Source organism: Saccharopolyspora griseoalba, from assembly GCF_042665275.1.
GTDB classification, from domain to species: Bacteria; Actinomycetota; Actinomycetes; order Mycobacteriales; family Pseudonocardiaceae; genus Saccharopolyspora; species Saccharopolyspora griseoalba.
In genome coordinates, this window is record NZ_JBHTCJ010000008.1 from 254,574 (window position 1) to 272,062 (window position 17,489).

At 73.7% G+C, this 17,489-nt stretch carries 18 protein-coding genes; 5 read left to right on the forward strand and 13 right to left on the reverse strand.

Going from position 1 to position 17,489, the window contains the following annotated elements:
• Nucleotides 1–16: 16 nt before the first annotated feature.
• Entirely contained in the window at nt 17–976 is a 960-nt protein-coding gene (locus ACFQRI_RS17575) for an FAD-dependent oxidoreductase (RefSeq protein WP_380669871.1), read from the reverse strand.
• A 125-nt stretch (nt 977–1,101) separates the two neighbouring features.
• On the opposite strand from ACFQRI_RS17575, the gene ACFQRI_RS17580 reads away from it, so the two are divergent.
• On the forward strand, nt 1,102–1,311 hold the full coding sequence (locus tag ACFQRI_RS17580; protein WP_380669873.1) for a helix-turn-helix domain-containing protein: 210 nt from the start codon (nt 1,102–1,104) through the stop codon (nt 1,309–1,311).
• Entirely contained in the window at nt 1,311–1,838 is a 528-nt protein-coding gene (locus tag ACFQRI_RS17585) for a Clp protease N-terminal domain-containing protein (RefSeq protein ID WP_380669875.1), read from the forward strand. The genes ACFQRI_RS17580 and ACFQRI_RS17585 overlap by 1 nt, the downstream gene beginning before the upstream one ends.
• Nucleotides 1,839–1,856: 18 nt before the next feature.
• Here ACFQRI_RS17585 and ACFQRI_RS17590 read toward each other — a convergent pair whose 3' ends face one another.
• The 8 genes from ACFQRI_RS17590 to ACFQRI_RS17625 all read right to left on the reverse strand — a co-directional run bounded on the left by ACFQRI_RS17590 (nt 1,857) and on the right by ACFQRI_RS17625 (nt 8,838).
• On the reverse strand, nt 1,857–2,495 hold the full coding sequence (locus ACFQRI_RS17590; RefSeq protein WP_380669877.1) for a LysE family translocator: 639 nt from the start codon (nt 2,493–2,495) through the stop codon (nt 1,857–1,859).
• A 119-nt stretch (nt 2,496–2,614) separates the two neighbouring features.
• Nucleotides 2,615–2,815 (reverse strand): hypothetical protein, encoded by a 201-nt coding sequence (locus tag ACFQRI_RS17595; RefSeq protein ID WP_380669879.1) that lies wholly within the window; start codon nt 2,813–2,815, stop codon nt 2,615–2,617.
• A gap of 157 nt (nt 2,816–2,972) precedes the next feature.
• Nucleotides 2,973–3,374: a nucleotide triphosphate diphosphatase NUDT15 gene (locus tag ACFQRI_RS17600; RefSeq protein ID WP_380669881.1), complete on the reverse strand. Its 402-nt coding sequence runs from the start codon at nt 3,372–3,374 to the stop codon at nt 2,973–2,975.
• A gap of 223 nt (nt 3,375–3,597) precedes the next feature.
• Nucleotides 3,598–4,623, reverse strand: coding sequence for a YncE family protein (locus ACFQRI_RS17605; RefSeq protein ID WP_380669883.1), 1,026 nt, complete (start codon nt 4,621–4,623; stop codon nt 3,598–3,600).
• Between the two features lie 370 nt (nt 4,624–4,993).
• On the reverse strand, nt 4,994–5,707 hold the full coding sequence (locus ACFQRI_RS17610) for a DUF5701 family protein (protein WP_380669885.1): 714 nt from the start codon (nt 5,705–5,707) through the stop codon (nt 4,994–4,996).
• A gap of 230 nt (nt 5,708–5,937) precedes the next feature.
• Nucleotides 5,938–7,356 (reverse strand): ATP-binding protein, encoded by a 1,419-nt coding sequence (locus ACFQRI_RS17615; protein WP_380669887.1) that lies wholly within the window; start codon nt 7,354–7,356, stop codon nt 5,938–5,940.
• 132 nt (nt 7,357–7,488) lie between these two features.
• Nucleotides 7,489–8,565, reverse strand: a complete 1,077-nt coding sequence (gene ychF / locus ACFQRI_RS17620; protein WP_380669889.1) for a redox-regulated ATPase YchF — start codon at nt 8,563–8,565, stop codon at nt 7,489–7,491.
• A 48-nt stretch (nt 8,566–8,613) separates the two neighbouring features.
• Complete coding sequence (locus ACFQRI_RS17625; RefSeq protein ID WP_380669891.1) at nt 8,614–8,838, reverse strand: hypothetical protein; 225 nt, start codon at nt 8,836–8,838, stop codon at nt 8,614–8,616.
• A 103-nt stretch (nt 8,839–8,941) separates the two neighbouring features.
• On the opposite strand from ACFQRI_RS17625, the gene ACFQRI_RS17630 reads away from it, so the two are divergent.
• Nucleotides 8,942–10,369 carry an AlkA N-terminal domain-containing protein gene (locus tag ACFQRI_RS17630; protein WP_380669893.1) on the forward strand — a complete coding sequence of 476 codons (1,428 nt, stop codon included), beginning with the start codon at nt 8,942–8,944 and terminating at the stop codon, nt 10,367–10,369.
• A gap of 16 nt (nt 10,370–10,385) precedes the next feature.
• Entirely contained in the window at nt 10,386–10,880 is a 495-nt protein-coding gene (locus ACFQRI_RS17635; RefSeq protein WP_380669895.1) for a methylated-DNA--[protein]-cysteine S-methyltransferase, read from the forward strand.
• A 53-nt stretch (nt 10,881–10,933) separates the two neighbouring features.
• On the opposite strand, the gene ACFQRI_RS17640 is transcribed toward ACFQRI_RS17635, so the two are convergent.
• Nucleotides 10,934–13,885, reverse strand: coding sequence for an AAA family ATPase (locus ACFQRI_RS17640; protein ID WP_380669897.1), 2,952 nt, complete (start codon nt 13,883–13,885; stop codon nt 10,934–10,936).
• Complete coding sequence (locus ACFQRI_RS17645) at nt 13,882–15,060, reverse strand: exonuclease SbcCD subunit D (protein ID WP_380669899.1); 1,179 nt, start codon at nt 15,058–15,060, stop codon at nt 13,882–13,884. The genes ACFQRI_RS17640 and ACFQRI_RS17645 overlap by 4 nt, the downstream gene beginning before the upstream one ends.
• A gap of 257 nt (nt 15,061–15,317) precedes the next feature.
• Here ACFQRI_RS17645 and ACFQRI_RS17650 point away from each other — a divergent pair, with 257 nt between their 5' ends.
• A complete protein-coding gene (locus tag ACFQRI_RS17650; protein WP_380669901.1) occupies nt 15,318–16,253 on the forward strand; it encodes a DNA recombination protein RmuC in 936 nt (311 codons plus the stop codon).
• Nucleotides 16,254–16,256: 3 nt separating this feature from the next.
• Here the strand turns inward: ACFQRI_RS17650 and ACFQRI_RS17655 are convergent, their stop codons facing one another.
• Nucleotides 16,257–17,171, reverse strand: coding sequence for an alpha/beta hydrolase fold domain-containing protein (locus tag ACFQRI_RS17655; RefSeq protein ID WP_380669903.1), 915 nt, complete (start codon nt 17,169–17,171; stop codon nt 16,257–16,259).
• 94 nt (nt 17,172–17,265) lie between these two features.
• Nucleotides 17,266–17,489: transposase (locus tag ACFQRI_RS17660; RefSeq protein ID WP_380669905.1), on the reverse strand; the 224-nt coding region annotated here is incomplete at its 5' end.

Below are 17,489 nucleotides of genomic sequence, written 5' to 3' on the forward strand. Positions count from 1 at the left end.
CGCGCGGCGTGCGGCTTCAGGCCGAACCGCCGTCGGCCAGGAGATCGGCGACCTCGTAGGCGCACCCCCAGGACAGCGCCACCCCGTTGCCGCCGTGGCCGTAGTCGTGCACGACGCGCGCGCCGGAGTAGCGCTCCAGCTGCACCCGCACCGCTTGCCTCCCGGGGCGCAGCCCGGCGAGGTCCTCGATCACCTCGACGTCGCCCAGCCTGGGGTCGAACGCCGCGCACCGGCGCAGGATTCCCTCGCGCACCTTGGCGCGCGGTCCCGGGCCCCAGTCGTGCGGGTACTTGACGCCGCCGAGCAGCAACCGGTCGCCGTGCGGCATGACCGAGATGAGCTCGCCGGCGCCGGTGATCTCCATGAAGTACTCCTCGACACCGGGGTTGCGCACCACGGCGAGCTGCCCGTACACCGGGTAGACCCCGGGGTCGCCGACGAGCTCGTGCGCGCCGACGCCGGAGCAGTTCACCACGGTGCTCGACTCGTCGACCGCTTCGGCGAGCGACCGCACGGCGCTGCGCTGGATCTCTCCCCCGGCCTCCCGGAACCGCGCCACGAGGTGGTCGAGGTAGCGCGGCATGTCGATCAGCGGCACGGTACCGCGGATCCCCTCGGCGAAGCCTTCGGGCAGGTCGTCGGGCCCGCAGTGGCGCAGGTCCGGGATCAGCTTGGCCTCCGGGGCCTCGCCGAGGCGGGTGCGCGAGGCGATCCGCCCCTCGCACAGGTGCACCCCGGTGTCCGGGTCGCGCGCGAGCGCGGTGAACTCCGCGTGCGAGAGCGTGGCCCAGTACTGGGTCTTCCCGGGCGGGTCGGCCATCGGCGGCGACCACATCGCCCCGGCCACGGCCGAGGTCGTCCCGCGCGAGCGCTCGGCGGTCCGCACGCGCACCCGCATCCCCGCTTCGGCGAGCACGACGCCGCAGGTCAGCCCCTGCACGCCCGCTCCGATCACCAGCACCGGCGCCTCGGTCATCTTCCCCACGCTAGACCACCCGCTCCCGGCTGAGGAGCCACCGATGCGGGCATCCCGCGCTCGATCGGGCACCATCGCGTCAACCATCGTTGACGCCACTTCTGCGCGTCAACTACGGTTGACGCATGGAGGAGCGCGACCTGACGGAGGCGGCGGTCAGCGACGACCCGACGACCGGCCTGCGGGCGGTGCGCTCGCTGCGCGAGCTGGCCGAGCGGCTGGAGAGCCTGCAGGTGGCCCGCGCTCGCGAGCTCGGCATGTCGTGGCAGGAGATCGCGGACACGCTGGGCGTCACCCGCCAGGCCGTCCACAAGAAGCACGGCAGGAGGAAGTGATGTTCGAACGCTTCAGCCGCGAGGCGCGCGAGGTCGTGATCAACGCTCAGGCGGTCGCCCGCGAGCACCACTCGCCCAAGATCGACACCAGGCACCTGCTCGCCGGTCTGGCCGCGAGCGGACCGGCCGCGGCGAGCCTTCGCGCCACCGGCGTGGACACCACCGACCTGGCGCGCCGGGTGGACGAGGACATCGCGGCCGACGACCTGGACGGCGAAGCCCTGGCCGCCCTGGGCATCGACCTCGAAGCGGTCAGCGCCCGCGCGGACCGGCTGTTCGGCCGCGGAGCCCTGCGGCGGGCGGGCCGCCGACCGCGGGGCCACATCCCGTTCACCGCCGACGCGAAGAAGACCATGGAACTGTCCCTGCGCGAGGCGATCCGCCTGCAGGAGCGCACCATCGACGGCCGCCACCTGCTGCTGGCGGTCGTCCGCGGCGACTCCGCGGCGAAGGCGCTGCTGGCCGCCCGCGCCGATCTGGCCCGGCTGCGCACCAACCTCGAAGCCCCGGAAGCCGAGTCCGCCTGAGCCGCCGGGCGCGGCCGCTCAGACGTTCGCGGCGAGCTTGAGCCCGAGTCCGATCAGGACCGTCGCGGTGATCCGGTCCATCCAGCGGCGCACCCGCTCGCGCTGGAAGAACGCGCGGGCCCGGCCCGCGGCCCACACCAGGCTCGGCAGCCACAGCAATCCGACCGCCAGGTGGATCGCCACGAGCACCGCGCCCCAGCCGAACGCCGCCGGGCCGGTGGGCAGGAACTGCGGCAGCAGGCTCATGTAGAACACGCCGACCTTGGGGTTGAGCAGGTTGGTCAGCATCCCCGCGCGGAACGCCGAACCCGCGCTCAGCATCGCCGCGGCCGGAACCGCCGGGTCGTCGGCGCTGGCGGCCCGATCGCGCCGCAGGGTCCTCCAGAGCGCCGAGGCGCCGAGCCAGATCAGGTAGGCCGCGCCGAGCACCCGGACCGCGTTGTAGGCCAGCTCCGAGGCCGTCAGCAGCGCGGTCAGCCCCGCGACGCTCGCCGTCCCCCAGGTCAGGCAGCCCGCGGTGATGCCCAGCACCGCGGCCAGCCCCACGCGCCGGCCACCGACGATCGCGTGCCGCAGCACCAGCATCGTGTCCAGGCCGGGCGTGAGCACGCCCAGCACCGCCACGAGCACGAAGCCCCACAGCGCCGCCGCGGTCATCCGCGCACCTCCACAGCCGACGAACCGAACGCCACCGATCTCAGCATCCGATCCCGCCCCGGGGCGACCGAAATTCGCCCGCCCCGGAAGCGATGTCCAGCACAACCCGGCCGGACGGGTCAGGACTCCCAGTGGCGGAGCAGCTCGGCCAGTTCGGCCAGCCTCCCGGCCAGCCGGTGCCGCTCCGCGCGGGAGACCTCGTTCCTGGGCAGCCGGAAGGCCACCCGGTCGAGCTCCCACTGGGCCTCGCGCAGCACCACGGCGAGGCTCGCCGAGCGGCGCGCGGACCCGCCGGCCGCCCCGTGCTCGTCGATCATCATCTCTCCCACCTCGCTCGCACTTCGGGCTCGGTGGAGATGGTGCTGGCCGCGGTGATCGCGCCCCAGCGTCGATGACCCCGTCTCCGGCTGAGTAGATGTACGCCGACGGCGCGCCGGAATCCGCGGAGCCCGACAGGAGCAGCGGCGCTCCGGGCGGCTACGCCGGAGGGCGCCAGCCGGTGTCGACGAGCGCCCGCACCGGGGTGAACAGCGGTCCCGGCAGCGCGTCCCAGGCGTGCCAGGACCAGGACTCGACCTTGTCCGGCTCGCGGACCTCGGGAACGCCGTCGGCGGTGATCAGGTGGTGGAGGGTGATGTAGTGCAAGCCGTCGTCGGGGAAGACGTCGCTGGTCCAGCCGATGGTGGCGACGCCGCTGGCGCGCAGACCGGTCTCCTCCAGCAGCTCGCGAACGGCGGCGTCCTCGGGCGCTTCGCCGGGGTCGATCTTGCCACCGGGGAACGACCAGTCGCCCGCGCCGTGCGCGCCCTTCCGCCGCCCCAGCAGCACGTCGCCGTCCCGCACCACGACGGCGCTGGTTCCGACGAACGGTCCGCTCACCCGCGAAGCACCCACGCCGAGATCGTCCCAAACCCGCCCGAACCGCGCCCCTCGTTTTTCCGCTCCGCCCCGGTCGCCGTCCCGGCCGCGCAGGACGCGATGACCAGCACCCTTGCTGAAAGAAGCGCCAGCCGCCCACCCAGCCGGGCACTACTGATGAGAAAGGTGCCAGCTGCCCCGCCTTCGGCGGCCTTCCGGTGTGCGCCGGGGCCGGGCGGGTGGGTCAGATCAGCGCGGTGACGTCGGGTTCTGGGCCCGTCGGGATGGTTCCGAGGTGCGCGAACGTTTCCAGGTCGAGGATCGCCACCTGGTCGATGTCGAGCAGGGTGACGAACGCCTTCGGCTCCGCGGGGTGGAACGAGATCCCGGCCGGCGTCCCGTCGAAGGTGGTGGAGCGCTGCGCGCGGAGCTCGGAGTCGTAGCGGGTGACGGTCCGGTTCTCGATGTCGGTGGTCAGCAGCTCGTCCCGCCCCGGCATGGCGTACACCCGCAGCGGGTCGCCGGGCACGGTCACCCGCTTGCGCTCCTCCAGGGTCCGCGCGTCCAGCTCGACGAGCTCCTTGTCCTCGCGCGCGCCCACGTACAGGCGCGTCTCGTCCTCGCTCAGCGCGCAGCTCTCCGGGAGCCGCCCCGGCGAGGCGACGACGGGCGCCGCGGACGCGTCGTGCGGGTCGACCAGGCTCACGGTGTGCGACAGCAGGCCGGTGACGTAGGCGCGGGTGCCCGCCCGGTCGGTCACCACCATGTGCGTCTTGATGCCACCGGTGCGCACCGCGGCGGAGGGCCCCTCGGCGTCCTGCGGGTCATCGATGCGCAGCAGAACGCCCTTCTCCTCGCTGAGCGCGTAGACCCGGTCCCGGTCGTCGATCGCGATGCCGTGGATGCGGTTGAACGGGCTGAGGTCGATCGTCCGCACGAGCTCGCGCGCGGCGAGGTCGATGACGAACACGCTCGTCCCGCCCGCGCCCGGGTCGTTGGACATGCGCACGCCGTAGTGCCCGACGTAGGCGCGCTCGCGAGCGCTGTCGACCACCATCTCGTGCGGGTAGTCGTCGAGCGGGACCCGGGCGAGCAGCCTCCCGTCGGAGACGTCGTGGAACGCGACGGCGTGACCGCTCTTCTCCACCACGAACAAGGTCCCGTCGACCGCGCCGCTGCGCGCCTGGCGCGCGGCCGCCGCCAGCCCCGGAGCCGCCCCGGCGGCCAGCAGCCCACCGCCCATCGCGCCCAGCACGGCCCGTCGCGTCACCACAGCGATTCGCCCCCTTCGGAGCCAGACGAAGATCTTCCGCTTTCGGACACTAGTGGAAGATGCGGACGCCCTCGGGCACTTCGCGGAAAACGCCCGACAGACCTAGCGCTCGCGACACCGCCGTTCGCCGACGGCGGCCACCGCGCCGCTGCCCCACGCTGCGCCCGCACGGGGTGGCTCGCCGCCGCGTTCGCCGCGGTCCTGCTGCTCGGCGGCGGTCAGGAAAGCCTGCGCAGCACGGTCGCGATCGCCGCCGTGCCGTCCACGCTGATCCTGCTGGCCCCCTGCGCCGCGCTCCCGCTGGCCCCCTGGCGGGACCGCTGCGCCCGGCCGCTGATCGGTGATTCCGCGGAGGTCCGTCGAGGCCTCAGGCCACCCGCGCGGCCCCGGAGGCGAATCCGAGCCACGTGTGGCGGTTGTTCCACCAGCACCAGCCCGCCTTGGGCGCGCCACGACGTTCGCGCCCGTCCCGACCGGACCCGTTCGAGATCCACAGCGCGGGGGTGCGCGAATCGAACCCCTTCGCCTTCCGCAAGCGCGACCCGATCATCATGTAGCAGGCGTTGCGCGCGAGGACTTCCGGAGCCTGGAGCGCCCAGTGCACTCCCTCCGCGACCGTGAACGGCGTGCGCCCGCGCTCCAGGATCGACGCCTCCGCCTCGGCAGGCGACCAGTTGCGCATGGCGTCGCCGCGATCGGGATCGGTGGCGGCGTAGACCACCGCGTCCGGCACCACCGTCGTCGGGGTGGGCGCGAAGTCGTCGATGTCGGGCATGTCGGCCACCACGAACCCGGGCTTCTCCGCGGGAGCACGACCACCGACACGTCGGCGGAGCCCGGGCACCAGCGCGCTGGGCGGCAGCACCGCGTCGGCGACCACCAGGAGCGACCCCGCGCTGGCCGCTCCCCCCAGGCGGTCGGCAGCGCCCAGCAGCTCGTCCGCGCTCGGAGCGCCAGGAGCCGCACCCACCAGGCCGAGAGCGACGAGCCGCTCGGCCTGGTCGACCAACGAGGGCAGCACGGGCACCGCCGGTGCTTCTTCAGCGCTCGGCGGCACGGCCGGCACGGTCGCGTCTGACATCGGTGGCGCCCTCCTCGGGGAATCGGACGCTCGACCAACACCCGAAGCACCGCAGCTATTCCCGCCGAACCGGGATGCCGGGGCATCACGTCAGGCGAGCTTCACCCAGCGGTCCCATCGCCCTGCGGGTGATGGCCCAGCGCCGCCCGCGCACCCGACCCGAGGGCGTTGCCGGACGCGCCGCTCGGCGAGCTGATCACCGCTCGAACCCGCGGAACGACGGCGGACCGCTACGCCTGCCACGCGCCGAGCAGATCGGCCGGACCGTAGGCGGCGTCGAGCCCCGAGCAGTCCACGCCGCTGCGCGAGACGGCCAGAACCGGAACCGGTTCGTCGGTGAGCGCTGCGCGGTGACGGTGCAGGGCGACCAGGTCGTGCTGGTCGAAGGGGGATCTCTCCAGCCACTTCACGGAACCGACGAAGCGCAGTTCCTTGGCGACGGGCGCCCGGTCCGCGCCGACGATGTCGATCTCGACGCTGTTGTTCCGGGTCCAGTACCCGCCCACCGCGGGCGCTTCCGGCAGCGCGTCGTCGGGCAGCAGCCGGGCGAGCGCCTCGCGGATGAGCGGTTCGACGGCCCGGCCGCGCCAGCTGGTCCAGTTCGCCCGGATCCGCGCCAGGGTCAGGTCTCCACGTCCCCGCTCGATCTCTCCGATGTAGGGGCCGACGAGGTGCAGCCAGAACCGCAGGTACGAGTCCACCACCCGGTACCGGCGTTCCTTCGACGGGCGCGTCGACAGGGGGAGGTCGACGGCGACGATCCGCTTGTCGACGAGCACCTCGAGGGACCGCTGCAACGAGGTGGCCGCGATCCCGCCGGCCGCCCGGGCGATGTTGGTGAAGCTCCGCTCGCCGCTCCCGATCGCCGAGAGCACGTTCCGGGGCTGGGCCTTCGGCGGGAATTCCGCGGCCAGCGACCGCTCCGCCGAGACCAGCAGCGGCGAGACCGGATCGTTCAGCGCCTCTTCGAGGAAGTCCCACAGACCGGCGCCGCGCGGCCAGTCCACGCAGATCAGCGGTAGTCCCCCGGTGACCAGCGCGGCGTCGAACGCCTCCGCCGGTTCCAGATCCAGCATGCGGCCGACCTCGGCGGGGTTCAGCGGACCCAGCACCATCTCCCGGCCGCGCTGGTGGAACGGACGTCCGTAGCTGTTCAGCGCTTCCATCATCGACAGGTCCGAGCCGATCAGGATCAGCAGCACCGGCTTCGTTTCGAGGGCTCGGTCCCAGGCCCGCTGCAGCATCCCCTCGAAGGCGCCGTCGTCGTCCATGAGATAAGGCACCTCGTCGACGACCAGGACGCTCGGCTGGTCGTCCGGCAACGCGGCGGCGAGCACGTCGAAGGCCGCGTCCCAGTTCTGCGGCTGCGCGGAGGTCAGCAGGTGGGCCAGCGGGAGGTTCGACGCCTGGGCGTCGCGGGCGAGCCGGGTCAGATCGTCTTCCGCGGACGCACCGACGGCCGCGTAGAACAGGAACGGCACCCCGGAGTTCTCCGCGAAGCGCTCGACCAGGCGCGATTTGCCCACCCGGCGCCGCCCGCGCAACATCACGCACCTGCCGGACCGCTCCCCGCCGACGCCTGAGGCGACCTTCCGCAGCTCCCGCTCGAGCGTAGCCAGTTCGTCCCGCCGACCGACGAAGTCCACCACGCGCGCCACCCCTCAGACAGTTCCACGCAGGTTACTATCATCCATGATACTACCGCTGATGTTAGTAACCTGAACGGTCGCGCCAGCAGACCCGCCTTTTTCGCACCCCGGGGGACGGTCGGTGGCCGTCGATCAGACGTTGAAGCGGAACTCCACGACGTCGCCGTCCTGCATGACGTAGTCCTTGCCCTCCATGCGGACCTTGCCCGCGGACTTGGCCTCGGACATGGAGCCCGCGGTGACGAGGTCGTCGTAGGAGACGATCTCGGCCTTGATGAAGCCGCGCTCGAAGTCGGTGTGGATGACGCCCGCGGCCTGCGGGGCGGTCCAGCCCTTGCGGATCGTCCAGGCGCGGGCTTCCTTCGGTCCTGCCGTCAGGTAGGTCTGCAGGCCGAGGGTGTGGAAGCCGGCGTGGGCCATGGCGTCGAGGCCCGGCTCGGTCTGGCCGATGGACTCCAGCAGCTCGCGCTGCTCGTCCTCGTCGAGGCCCTTGAGCTCCTCCTCGACCTTGGCGTCCAGGAACACCGCGTCGGCCGGGGCCACCAGCTCGCGCAGCTCCTTCTGCTTGGCCTCGTCAGCGAGGATGCCCTCGTCGGCGTTGAAGACGTAGAGGAACGGCTTGGTGGTGAGCAGGTTCAGCTCGCGCAGCTCCTCGGCATCGCTCATGCCCGCGGCGAACAGGGTCCTGCCCTCTTCCAGGACCGCGTTGGCCTGCTTCGCGACCTCCAGCGCCGGGCGCTTGTCCTTGTTGGTGCGAGCTTCCTTCTCCATCCGCGGCAGCGCCTTCTCCAAGGTCTGCATGTCCGCGAGGATGAGCTCGGTGTTGATCGTGTCGATGTCGCTGGTCGGGTCCACCTGCCCGTCGACGTGCACCACGTCCGGGTCGTCGAAGACGCGGATGACCTGGCAGATCGCGTCGGCCTCGCGGATGTTGGCGAGGAACTTGTTGCCCAGGCCCTGCCCCTCGGAGGCGCCCTTGACCAGGCCCGCGATGTCGACGAACGACACCGTGGCCGGGATGGTCTTGGCCGAGTCGAACAGCTCGGCGAGCTTGTCCAGCCGCTGGTCCGGCAGCGGGACCACGCCGACGTTGGGCTCGATGGTCGCGAACGGGTAGTTCGCGGCGAGCGCGTCGTTGCTGGTCAGCGCGTTGAACAGGGTGGACTTGCCCACGTTGGGCAGGCCGACGATTCCGAGGGTGAGACTCACGCCCCGAAGTCTAGGGGTTCCGATTCGACCGCCTCGGCCCCCGGTGCGTCAGCCGTCGTCCTGCTCACCACCGCCGTCCTCCTGCTGCTGGTAACCGCCGCCGTCCTGCTCCTGCTCACCGCCGTCCTGCTGCTCGCCGCCGCCGTCCTGCTGCTCCTGCTCCTGCTGCTCGCCGTCCTGCTGCATGGTGTCGTTGCACCCGCCCGCCACGGCGAGGGCGAACACCGCGCCCAGCGACGCTCCGGCCACCTTGCCCAACCTTGATCGCATCATGCCGCCGACAATAGGGACGAAGTTCGCCCGGCGCATCCGCCCCGGCGAGGCCGTGTCCGATTCCCGCTAGGAATCGGCTCCGGACGCTGGAAGCATCGAGGTCATGCTGGTCGGACACGAGGAAGCGCTCAGGGCCGTGGCCGCGCGGGACGCGCGGTTCGACGGCTGCTTCATCCACGCGGTGCGCTCCACCGGCATCTACTGCAGGCCGTCGTGCCCGGCGCCGACGCCCAAGCAGGCCAACAGCGCGTTCTACCCGACCGCCGCGGCCGCGCAGGCCGCCGGCTACCGGGCCTGCCGCCGGTGCCTGCCGGACGCGGTGCCCGGCTCGCCCGAGTGGGACCTGCGCGCCGACCTGGCCGGGCGGGCCATGCGGCTGATCGGCGACGGGGTGGTGGACCGCGAGGGCGTGCGCGGGCTGGCCGACCGGTTGGGCTACTCCGAGCGGCAGCTGACCAGGGTGCTCACCGCCGAGCTGGGCGCCGGCCCGCTCGGCTTGGCGCGGGCGCACCGGGCGCACTCGGCGCGGATCCTGATCGAGACCACGAGCGTCCCGCTCACCGACGTCGCCTTCGCCGCCGGGTTCTCCAGCCTGCGGCAGTTCAACGACACGATGCGCGAGGTCTTCGCCGAAACGCCGAGCCGCATGCGGGCCGGGGCCCACCGCAAGGCGCCCAACGGGGGCGGTGCGGTGCGGCTGCGGCTGCCGTTCCGACGGCCCTGCGACGTCGCGGGCGTGCTGAGCTTCCTGGGCAGGCGGGCGATCGCCGGGCTGGAGGACGTCTCGACTGGCTACGCGCGGGCGCTGCGGCTGCCGCACGGCACCGGGGTCGCCTCGCTGAGCCCCGCGAAGGACCACGTGGCCTGCACGCTGCGGCTCGCCGACCTGCGCGATCTGGGCAGCGCGGTGTCCCGGCTGCGACGGCTGCTGGACCTCGACGCCGACCCGGAGGCGGTGCGCGAGGTGCTCGGCGAAGACCCCGCGCTGCGGCGCGCGGTGGACGGTTCGCCCGGGATCCGGGTGCCGGGAGCGGTGGACGGGTTGGAGATCGCGGTGCGCGCGGTGCTGGGCCAGCAGGTCTCGGTGGCCGCGGCCCGCCGGACCACCGAGAACCTGGTCGCCGAGCTCGGCGAGCCGCTGCCGCACCCGGACGGGGCGGTGACGACGCTGTTCCCGACCGCCGAGGCGCTGGCCCGTGCCGAGATCCCGGGACCGCGGCGGCGCGCGCGAACCGTGCGCGAGCTGGCCGCCGCCGTCGCCGAGGGGCGGCTGGCGCTGCACCCCGGGCGCGAGGAGGCCCGGCTGCGCACCGAGCTGGAGCGGATCCCCGGCATCGGCCCGTGGACCTCGGGCTACGTGGCGATGCGGGTGCTCGGCGCGCCGGACGTGCTGCTCACCGGTGATCTGGTGCTGCGCAGGGGCGCCGCGCGGCTGGGCATCGGCGCCGACGAACTGGCCGAGCGCGGCGAGCGGTGGAGCCCGTGGCGCTCGTACGCGGGCGTGCTGCTGTGGAAGGCCGCGAATTCCTGAACCGGAGGAGGACGAAGTGCTCAAGTGGACCGTGGTGGAGACCCCGGCGGGGCCGTTCTGCGCCGTCGCCGACGAGCGGGGCGTGGTGCGGGCCTCCGGCTGGGAGTCCGATGTGGACGAGCTGCTGCGCGAGGTCGCGCCGGAGCTGCTGGCCGAGCAGCGGGTCGCCGACGATCTGGGACCGGTGCGCAGCGCGGTCGTGGACTACTACGAGAAGGGCGACTGCGCCGCGCTGGACTCGGTCGAGGTCCGGCCCGCCGACACGGCCTTCCTGCGCGAGGCGTGGGCCGCGCTGCGCGGGATCCGCCCCGGCGAGCGGGTCAGCTACCGGGAGTTCGCCGGCCGGATGGGTCGACCGACGGCCACGCGCGCCGCGGCCAGCGCGTGCGCGCGCAACCGCACCGGGCTGTTCGTGCCCTGCCACCGGGTGGTGCGCAGCGACGGATCCGTCGGGCAGTTCCGCTGGGGCCCGGAGACCAAGCGCTGGCACCTGGAGCACGAGGCGGCCTAGCAGTTCGGCCGGAAACTGCACGCGAGGGGGCGTGCAGTTTCCGGCCGAACTGCTCAGGACTCGATCGCGAGGGTCGAGCCCTCCCGGGACTTCCTGACCCGCAGGCGGGTGCCGATCCGCTGGCGCATCTCGTCGACGTGGGAGACCAGACCGACGACGCGGCCACCGGAGCGCAGCTCGTCGAGGGTGTCCATGACCAGGTCCAGGGTGTCGGCGTCCAGCGAGCCGAAGCCCTCGTCGATGAACAGCGTGTCCAGCAGCGCACCACCGCTCTCGGCGGCGACCACGTCGGCCAGCCCCAGCGCGAGCGACAGCGAGGCGAGGAAGGACTCGCCGCCGGAGAGCGTCTTGGCCGGGCGGACCTTGCCGGAGTAGTCGTCGAGCACGTCGATCCCGAGTCCGCCCCGCGTGCCGCGGGCGCCGGCGGCGTCGGAGTGCACGAACGAGTAGCGGCCGTCGCTCATCCGCTGCAGCCTGCGGGTCGCGGCGATCGCGACCTCCTCCAGCCGCGCGGCCAGCACGTAGGCGCGCAGCGACATCTTGCGGGCGTTCTGCCCCCGCCCGTTGACCACGTCGGCCAGCGCTTCCAGCTCGGCCTGCTCGGCCAGCGCGGGACCCAGCTCGCTCCACGCCTCGCGCAACCGCCCGGCCAGGTCGTCGAGCTCGCGCTGCCGCTGCTCGGCGCGGTGCGCCACGGCGGCCGCCCGCTCGGCGGCCTCCCGCGCCAGCGCGGCGGCCTCGGTGGCCTCCTGCAACCCGACCTCGGTGTCCGGTTCGACGCCGAAGAGCTCGGCGCTGGCCAGCGCTTCCTTGGCGCCCGCGGCGCGCTGCTCGATCTCGCCGATCGCGGTGTCGAGCTCGGCGAGCCGCTCCTCGCCGCGCTCGGCTGCCCCGGCCTGGTCCGGATCGGCGAAACCGGCCTCGGCGGCGGCCTCGGCCAGCGCGGTCCGCTGAGCCGCCAGCCGCTGCTCGGCGTCGTCCCGAGCGGTGCGCGCGGCCAGCAGCTCCTCCAGCGCGGCCGCCGACTCCAGCAGGTGGGCGCGGCGGGCCTCGATGCTGTCGAACTCGCCGCGCCCCTCGGCCAACCGGGCGCGGCGCTCCTCCACGGCCTCGGTCAACCCGGTGTGCTCGCTGCGCGCCGCGGCCAACCGGGTGCGCAGCTCGGTGAGCTGCTCGCCGAGCTCGCCGGTGGCTGCTTCCAGCGCGGTGAGCTCGGTGGTGCGCCGGTCGAGCTCGCCCGCCACCTCGCGCAGGCGCTGCTGCTCGGCGCGCAGCTGCTCGATCTCCGCGGACAGCTCGGATTCGGTGCGCTCGCCGAGGCGCTCGCGCAGCGCCGCGACGCGCTGCCGGACCTGCTGCGCGGCTGCGGTGGTCCGCTCCCGCTCGGCGGCGGTGCGCCGCTCGGCTTCTTCGGCGGCTTCCTCGTCCTCGGCGCGGACCTGGTCGTCGATCGGCTCGCCGGGAGCGGGGTGCTCGGCCGAACCGCACACCGGGCAGGGGCGCCCGCTCTCCAGCCGGGAGGCCAGCTCGGCCGCCATGCCGGCCAGCCTGCGGGCGCGCAGGTCCTGCAGCGCGTCCCGGGCCTGCTGGTGGGCGTCGACCGCGCGCTGCGCGGTCTCCTCGGCGCGCGCGAGCTCGGTGTCCGCACCGGGGATCTCGCGCGCCACGCCGAGCAGGGACTCCAGCTCGTCGTGGCGGGTGCGGACGGTCTCCAACCGCAGCTCGGCCTGCTTGGCCTCCTCGACGCGCTCGCGCGCGAGGCGCACCCGCTCCGGGATGCCCTCCTGCTCGGCGACCAGCTCGGTCTCCCGCCGCGCGTCGACGCCGATGCGCTCGGCGAGCTCGGCGAGCCTGCGCTGGTCGGTCTCCTGCTGCTGCGCCTGCGGGATGAGCGCGGCCAACGCGCCCGCCCGCTCGCGCTCGGCGGCGGCGCGCTCGCGCAGCTCCGCCAGGTCGGTCTCCGGGTCGAGGCGGCAGCGCGCGGCGACGGTGGCGACCTGCGCCCGCGCGCGGTCGCGCTCCTGCTCGGCGCGTTCGGCGGTGCGGCGGGCGGCCTGCACCGGAACGGCGCGGTGGGCCGCGTCGCGCTCCGCGCGCCAGGCGTCGTGCTCGGCCTTGCGCTCGTCGAGCTCGGCGAGGGCGTCCCGCGCCTGCTTGACCCGGCGGACCTTCTCCGCGAGCTCGCGCCGCTCGGCGAGCCCGGCCTCGGCGGTGTCGCGCTCGCGGCGAGACCGGGTGCGCTCGGCCTGGGCCTGCTCCAGCTCGCGCTGCGAGCGCTTCTCCACGTCGGCCAACCAGTCCTGGTCGTCCACTTCGGACGAAGCCGGGGTGCCGGAGACCTGCGAGACGCGGGCCAGCAGCTCGCGCACCTGCTGGCCGCGCTCGTCGACCACCCGGCCGCGCTCCCGGCGGCGCTCCACGAACCAGCGCTCGACGTCGGCGAACCGCTGCGTGCCGAAGAGCTTTTCGAGCAGCTGCTCGCGCTCGCTGGTGTCCGATCGCAGGAACCGCGCGAACTCGCCCTGCGGGAGCATGACCACCTGGAAGAACTGCTCCACGGTCATGCCCAGCAGCCGGTGCACGGTGCGGGCGACCTCGTCGATGCGGGTGACCGCTTCCGGCGACTCCTCGGTCGGGGCGCCGTCGAGCCAGGTCAGCGAGGCCTTGGCCTGCTGGGTGGTGTAGCCCTCGCCGCGCTTCTTCGGGCGCTGGTACTCCGGGGTGCGCTCCAGGCGCAACCGCTGCCCCTGCACGGTCAGCTCCAGCACGACCCGGGTCGTCGTGTCGTCGCTCGCGGTGTCGCAGCGCAGCCGCTTGACCTCGCCCCGCGCACCGGGGACCTGCCCGTAGAGCGCGAAGGCGACGGCGTCGAGCAGGGTGGTCTTGCCCGCGCCGGTGTCGCCGTGCAGCAGGAACAACCCGTCGACGGCCAGCTCGTCGAAGTCGACGACCTGCTCGCCCCGGTACGGCCCGAAGGCGGTGATCTCCAGGCGGTGCAGCCTCATTCGGTCCCCTCGGCGACGACCTCGCGCAGCGCCTCGTCCAGCAGGCCCCGCTCGGTCTCGTTGGGCCGGGCGCCGCGGCAGTCCTCGACGAACCTCGCGGCCAGCGCGCTGTCGTCGCGTCCGCGCACGATCGCCGAGTAGCGCAGCGGAGCGGTCGCCTTGCCCTCGGCCGGTTTCCACTCCAGGTGCACCGCGTGCGGGAAGCGCTCCTGCAGGCGGCGCATAGCCTCCAGCGGGCGGACCTCGTCGGTGAGCGCGGCCGAGACGTAGCAGTCCTCGGCCGCGGCGTGCGCGGGGTCCTCCAGCAGCTCCTGCAGGGGCCCCTCGATGGTGGCCAGCGCGCGCGGCACCGGGAGCTCGTGCCCGCGGACCTCGGCCAGGCCGTCGGCGTCCAGGTCGACCAGCCACACCGACTTGCGGTGCGCGGCCTCGGAGAACGAGTAGGCCACCGGGCTGCCCGAGTAGCGCAGGTGCTCGTCGATGCGCTGCGGACCGTGCAGGTGGCCCAGCGCGACGTAGTCGACCCCGTCGAAGACGGAGCCGGGCACCTGCTCGACGCCGCCGACGGCGATGGTGCGCTCGGAATCGCTGCCCGCACCGCCGGTGACGAACGCGTGCGCCAGCACCACCGAGCGCGCGCCCGCCGGGCGAGCGGCCAGGTCGGCGCGGACGCGGTTCATCGCCTCGCCGAGCACCGGGGTGTGCCCGCGCTCGACGATCTCGCCGGCGCCGGGGACCCCCTCGGTGGCGTTGAGCGCGTGGCGGGCGGGGTCGGGTTCCAGGTAGGGCAGGCCGTAGAAGAGGACCGGGCCGTGCTCGTCGCGCAGCTCGGACGGCTCGTGCAGCCGGTCGACGCGGGTGTGCAGGTGCAGCCCGCCCGCCGCGGCGAATTCGGCGAACGCGCCGACCCGCGCGGCCGAGTCGTGGTTGCCGGAGGTCACCACGAGCCGGGCGCCCGCCTCGCGGATGCGGGCCATGACGCGCACGCAGGTCTGCACCGCCTCGCCGGAGGGCACCGCGCGGTCGTAGAGGTCGCCCGCGACCACCACGACGTCGACGCCCTCGTCGGCGACCACGTCGGCCAGCGAGCCGAGCACCGCTTCCTGGTCGCCGAGCAGGTCGCGACCGTGGAACGTCCGGCCGACGTGCCAGTCGGAGGTGTGCAGTACCCGCATGCCAATCAAGCTATCGACGCCGCGGTCCGACCTCGCCGCCACCCCAGCTCAGTTCGGCGTGTCGCACACCCGGCACCGCGAGCGCCCCTTTCCCATCGGAAGTCCGCGGTTCCGCGCGTCGACTTCTGCTGAGAAGCGTGCGCGGGGGACCGGGTGCGCTGCGTGATCGGCCGGGTGCGGGGAGGTTCCGGCGCGGGTTCGTGATCTTGTCGGGCCCGTCGGCGATGATGCGGTGAGTAGTCTCGGTTGGAGGTCGTGTGGGAACCGGTTTGCTCGTCGGGTTGGTCGTCGTGCTGATCCTGCTGTTCGCGGGCGCGCTGGTGCTGATCTGGCGGCTCTACGCCGACAGCGCCAAGCGAGCCGAGGACGCGCTGCGGATGGTGGAGGCCGAGCGCGCCAGGACGACCGCGCAGCAGGCCGCGCTGCGCCGCTACGAGGTGGCCTTCGCCTCGATCACCGGGCGGGGCGAGCTCGGCGAGCAGGTGCTGGTGGAGACCGCCCGGTCGCTGGGGCTGCGCGAGGGCGTGCACTTCACGCTGCAGACCGACCTCGCCGGCGGCGGGGCCGCGCGCCCGGACCTGGTGCTCGGCGTCGGCGGCGGCAGGCAGGTCCCGGTGGACGCCAAGGCCAGCCTGGCGGTGTGGGCCGAGGCGATGGACACCGACGACCCGGAGGAGCGCCGCGACGCGCTGCGGGTGCACGTGCGGAACATCCGCTCGCGGGCCGCCGAACTGGCCGGCAAGGGCTATCAGAAGTGGGCCGACGCGATCTACGGGACGATCATGTTCGTGCCCTCCGACGCGGCCGTGATCGCCGCGCTGGACACCGACCCGCAGCTGCTGTCCTGGCTGCTGGGCAAGCGGGTGTTCCTCTGCGGGCCGACCGGTTTCGCGGTGCTGGCCTCGGCGGCGATGTTCGCCGCCACCGAGCGCACCATCGCCGAGGACATCGAGCAGATCCGCGGGCAGGCGGTGCGCGCGCAGCGCGCTGCCGCGGGCGCGGTGGAGGCGGTCAACCTCTCCAGCACCCACCTGCAGCGCTTCGTCTCCGCGCGGCGCCGGGAGCTCGACGCGCTGGAGACCTTCCAGGCCACCGTCGAACCGCTGGCCGAGGCCGCGGGCTCCGGCGGGACCGGCGAGGTCCGCCGCGAGGAGGACGCCGCGCTGGGCACGGAGTCCAGCAGCTTCGCGTGACCGCTACACGCGGGCGCGGACGTAGTCGACGAGGGTGCGGGTGATCGACGACGTGTCGTCGGTGCCGGCGAAGCCGTGGTCCAGGCCCTCGTAGGGGTGGAGCTCCACCGGCACGCCGAGGGCGCGCGAGCGGGCGGCGAAGTCCAGCGGGCCGTCCAGCGGGACCAGCGAGTCGGCCGTGCCCTGCTGGATCAGGAACGGCGGTTCGTCGCCGGAGAGGTGCCGCACCGGGCTGGCCGACGCGGCCCGCTCCGGGCAGACCACCGGCTGGCAGCCGAGCAGCTCGGTGACCGCGGCGCGGGCGTACGGGCGCATCTCCGGGTGCGCTTGCTGCGCCTCCGCGGAGACGTCGGTGGGGCCGAACCAGTTGAGCACCGCGCGGACCCCGGTCAGGCCGCCGCCCGGCTGCTCGGGATCGCCGGCCACCGCGCCGAGCTGGGAGACCAGGTGGCCGCCGGCCGAGGCGCCCCACAGCGCGAGGCGGCCGGAATCGAGACCGAAGTTCGCGGCGTTGGCCTGCAGCCAGCGCACCGCCTCGGCCACGTCGAGCAGCTGCGCCGGGTGGCGGGCCACGCCGCTGAGGCGGTAGTCCACGGTGGCCACCGCGTAGCCCTCGGCCAGCAGCCGCCGCGCGGTCGCGCCCTCCGGCGTGCCGGGCCGCAGGGTGCGCTCGCCGGCGTTCCAGCCGCCGCCGTGGACGTAGACCACCAGCGGTGCCGGCCGGTCGCCCTCCGGCAGGAACAGGTCCAGCCGCAGCGCGCCGCTGTCCCGCCGGGCGAAGACCTGCTGGCGCATGACCTGGTGCGCGCCGAGCTCCGGATCGGCGGGTGCCGGGGCCTCCGCCTCGGAGCGCGGGGAGCAGCCGGTCGCCACGAGCGCCACCAGCACCAATCCGGCGGCCACCACGCGCCGCACCATCCGCCCTCCCGGTTCAAGCTCACTCGAAGGAGTGAGGTTAGCAAGGGGTGGGGACGGTTGTTGGCAGTTCGCCGGGAACTGCTAGGGGGTGTCCTCAAAGCCAGATGAGGAGTGTGGCTAGGTCGATCATGGCTTGGTAGGACTGGGCGGTTTTGTCGTAGCGGGTGGCGATGGCTCGGTGTTGTTTGAGCTGGTTGAAGCAGCGTTCGACGATGTTGCGGCGTGTGTAAATGCTGGCGTCGAAGGCCGGCGGGCGCCCACCGGCCTGGCCGCGTCGTTGCCGGTTGGCCCGTTGATCTCTGCGTTCGGGAATCGTGG

Excerpts from the sequence above, each read along its gene's own strand:
- ACFQRI_RS17595 (WP_380669879.1), bottom strand. The coding sequence starts at position 2,815 with ATGATGATCGACGAGCACGGGGCGGCCGGCGGGTCCGCGCGCCGCTCG.
- ACFQRI_RS17630 (WP_380669893.1), top strand. The coding sequence starts at position 8,942 with ATGCTGGTCGGACACGAGGAAGCGCTCAGGGCCGTGGCCGCGCGGGAC.
- ACFQRI_RS17625 (WP_380669891.1), bottom strand. The coding sequence starts at position 8,838 with ATGATGCGATCAAGGTTGGGCAAGGTGGCCGGAGCGTCGCTGGGCGCG.
- ACFQRI_RS17580 (WP_380669873.1), top strand. The coding sequence starts at position 1,102 with ATGGAGGAGCGCGACCTGACGGAGGCGGCGGTCAGCGACGACCCGACG.
- ACFQRI_RS17590 (WP_380669877.1), bottom strand. The coding sequence starts at position 2,495 with ATGACCGCGGCGGCGCTGTGGGGCTTCGTGCTCGTGGCGGTGCTGGGC.
- ACFQRI_RS17640 (WP_380669897.1), bottom strand. The coding sequence starts at position 13,885 with ATGAGGCTGCACCGCCTGGAGATCACCGCCTTCGGGCCGTACCGGGGC.
- ACFQRI_RS17610 (WP_380669885.1), bottom strand. The coding sequence starts at position 5,707 with ATGTCAGACGCGACCGTGCCGGCCGTGCCGCCGAGCGCTGAAGAAGCA.
- ACFQRI_RS17575 (WP_380669871.1), bottom strand. The coding sequence starts at position 976 with ATGACCGAGGCGCCGGTGCTGGTGATCGGAGCGGGCGTGCAGGGGCTG.
- ACFQRI_RS17585 (WP_380669875.1), top strand. The coding sequence starts at position 1,311 with ATGTTCGAACGCTTCAGCCGCGAGGCGCGCGAGGTCGTGATCAACGCT.
- ACFQRI_RS17655 (WP_380669903.1), bottom strand. The coding sequence starts at position 17,171 with ATGGTGCGGCGCGTGGTGGCCGCCGGATTGGTGCTGGTGGCGCTCGTG.
- ACFQRI_RS17645 (WP_380669899.1), bottom strand. The coding sequence starts at position 15,060 with ATGCGGGTACTGCACACCTCCGACTGGCACGTCGGCCGGACGTTCCAC.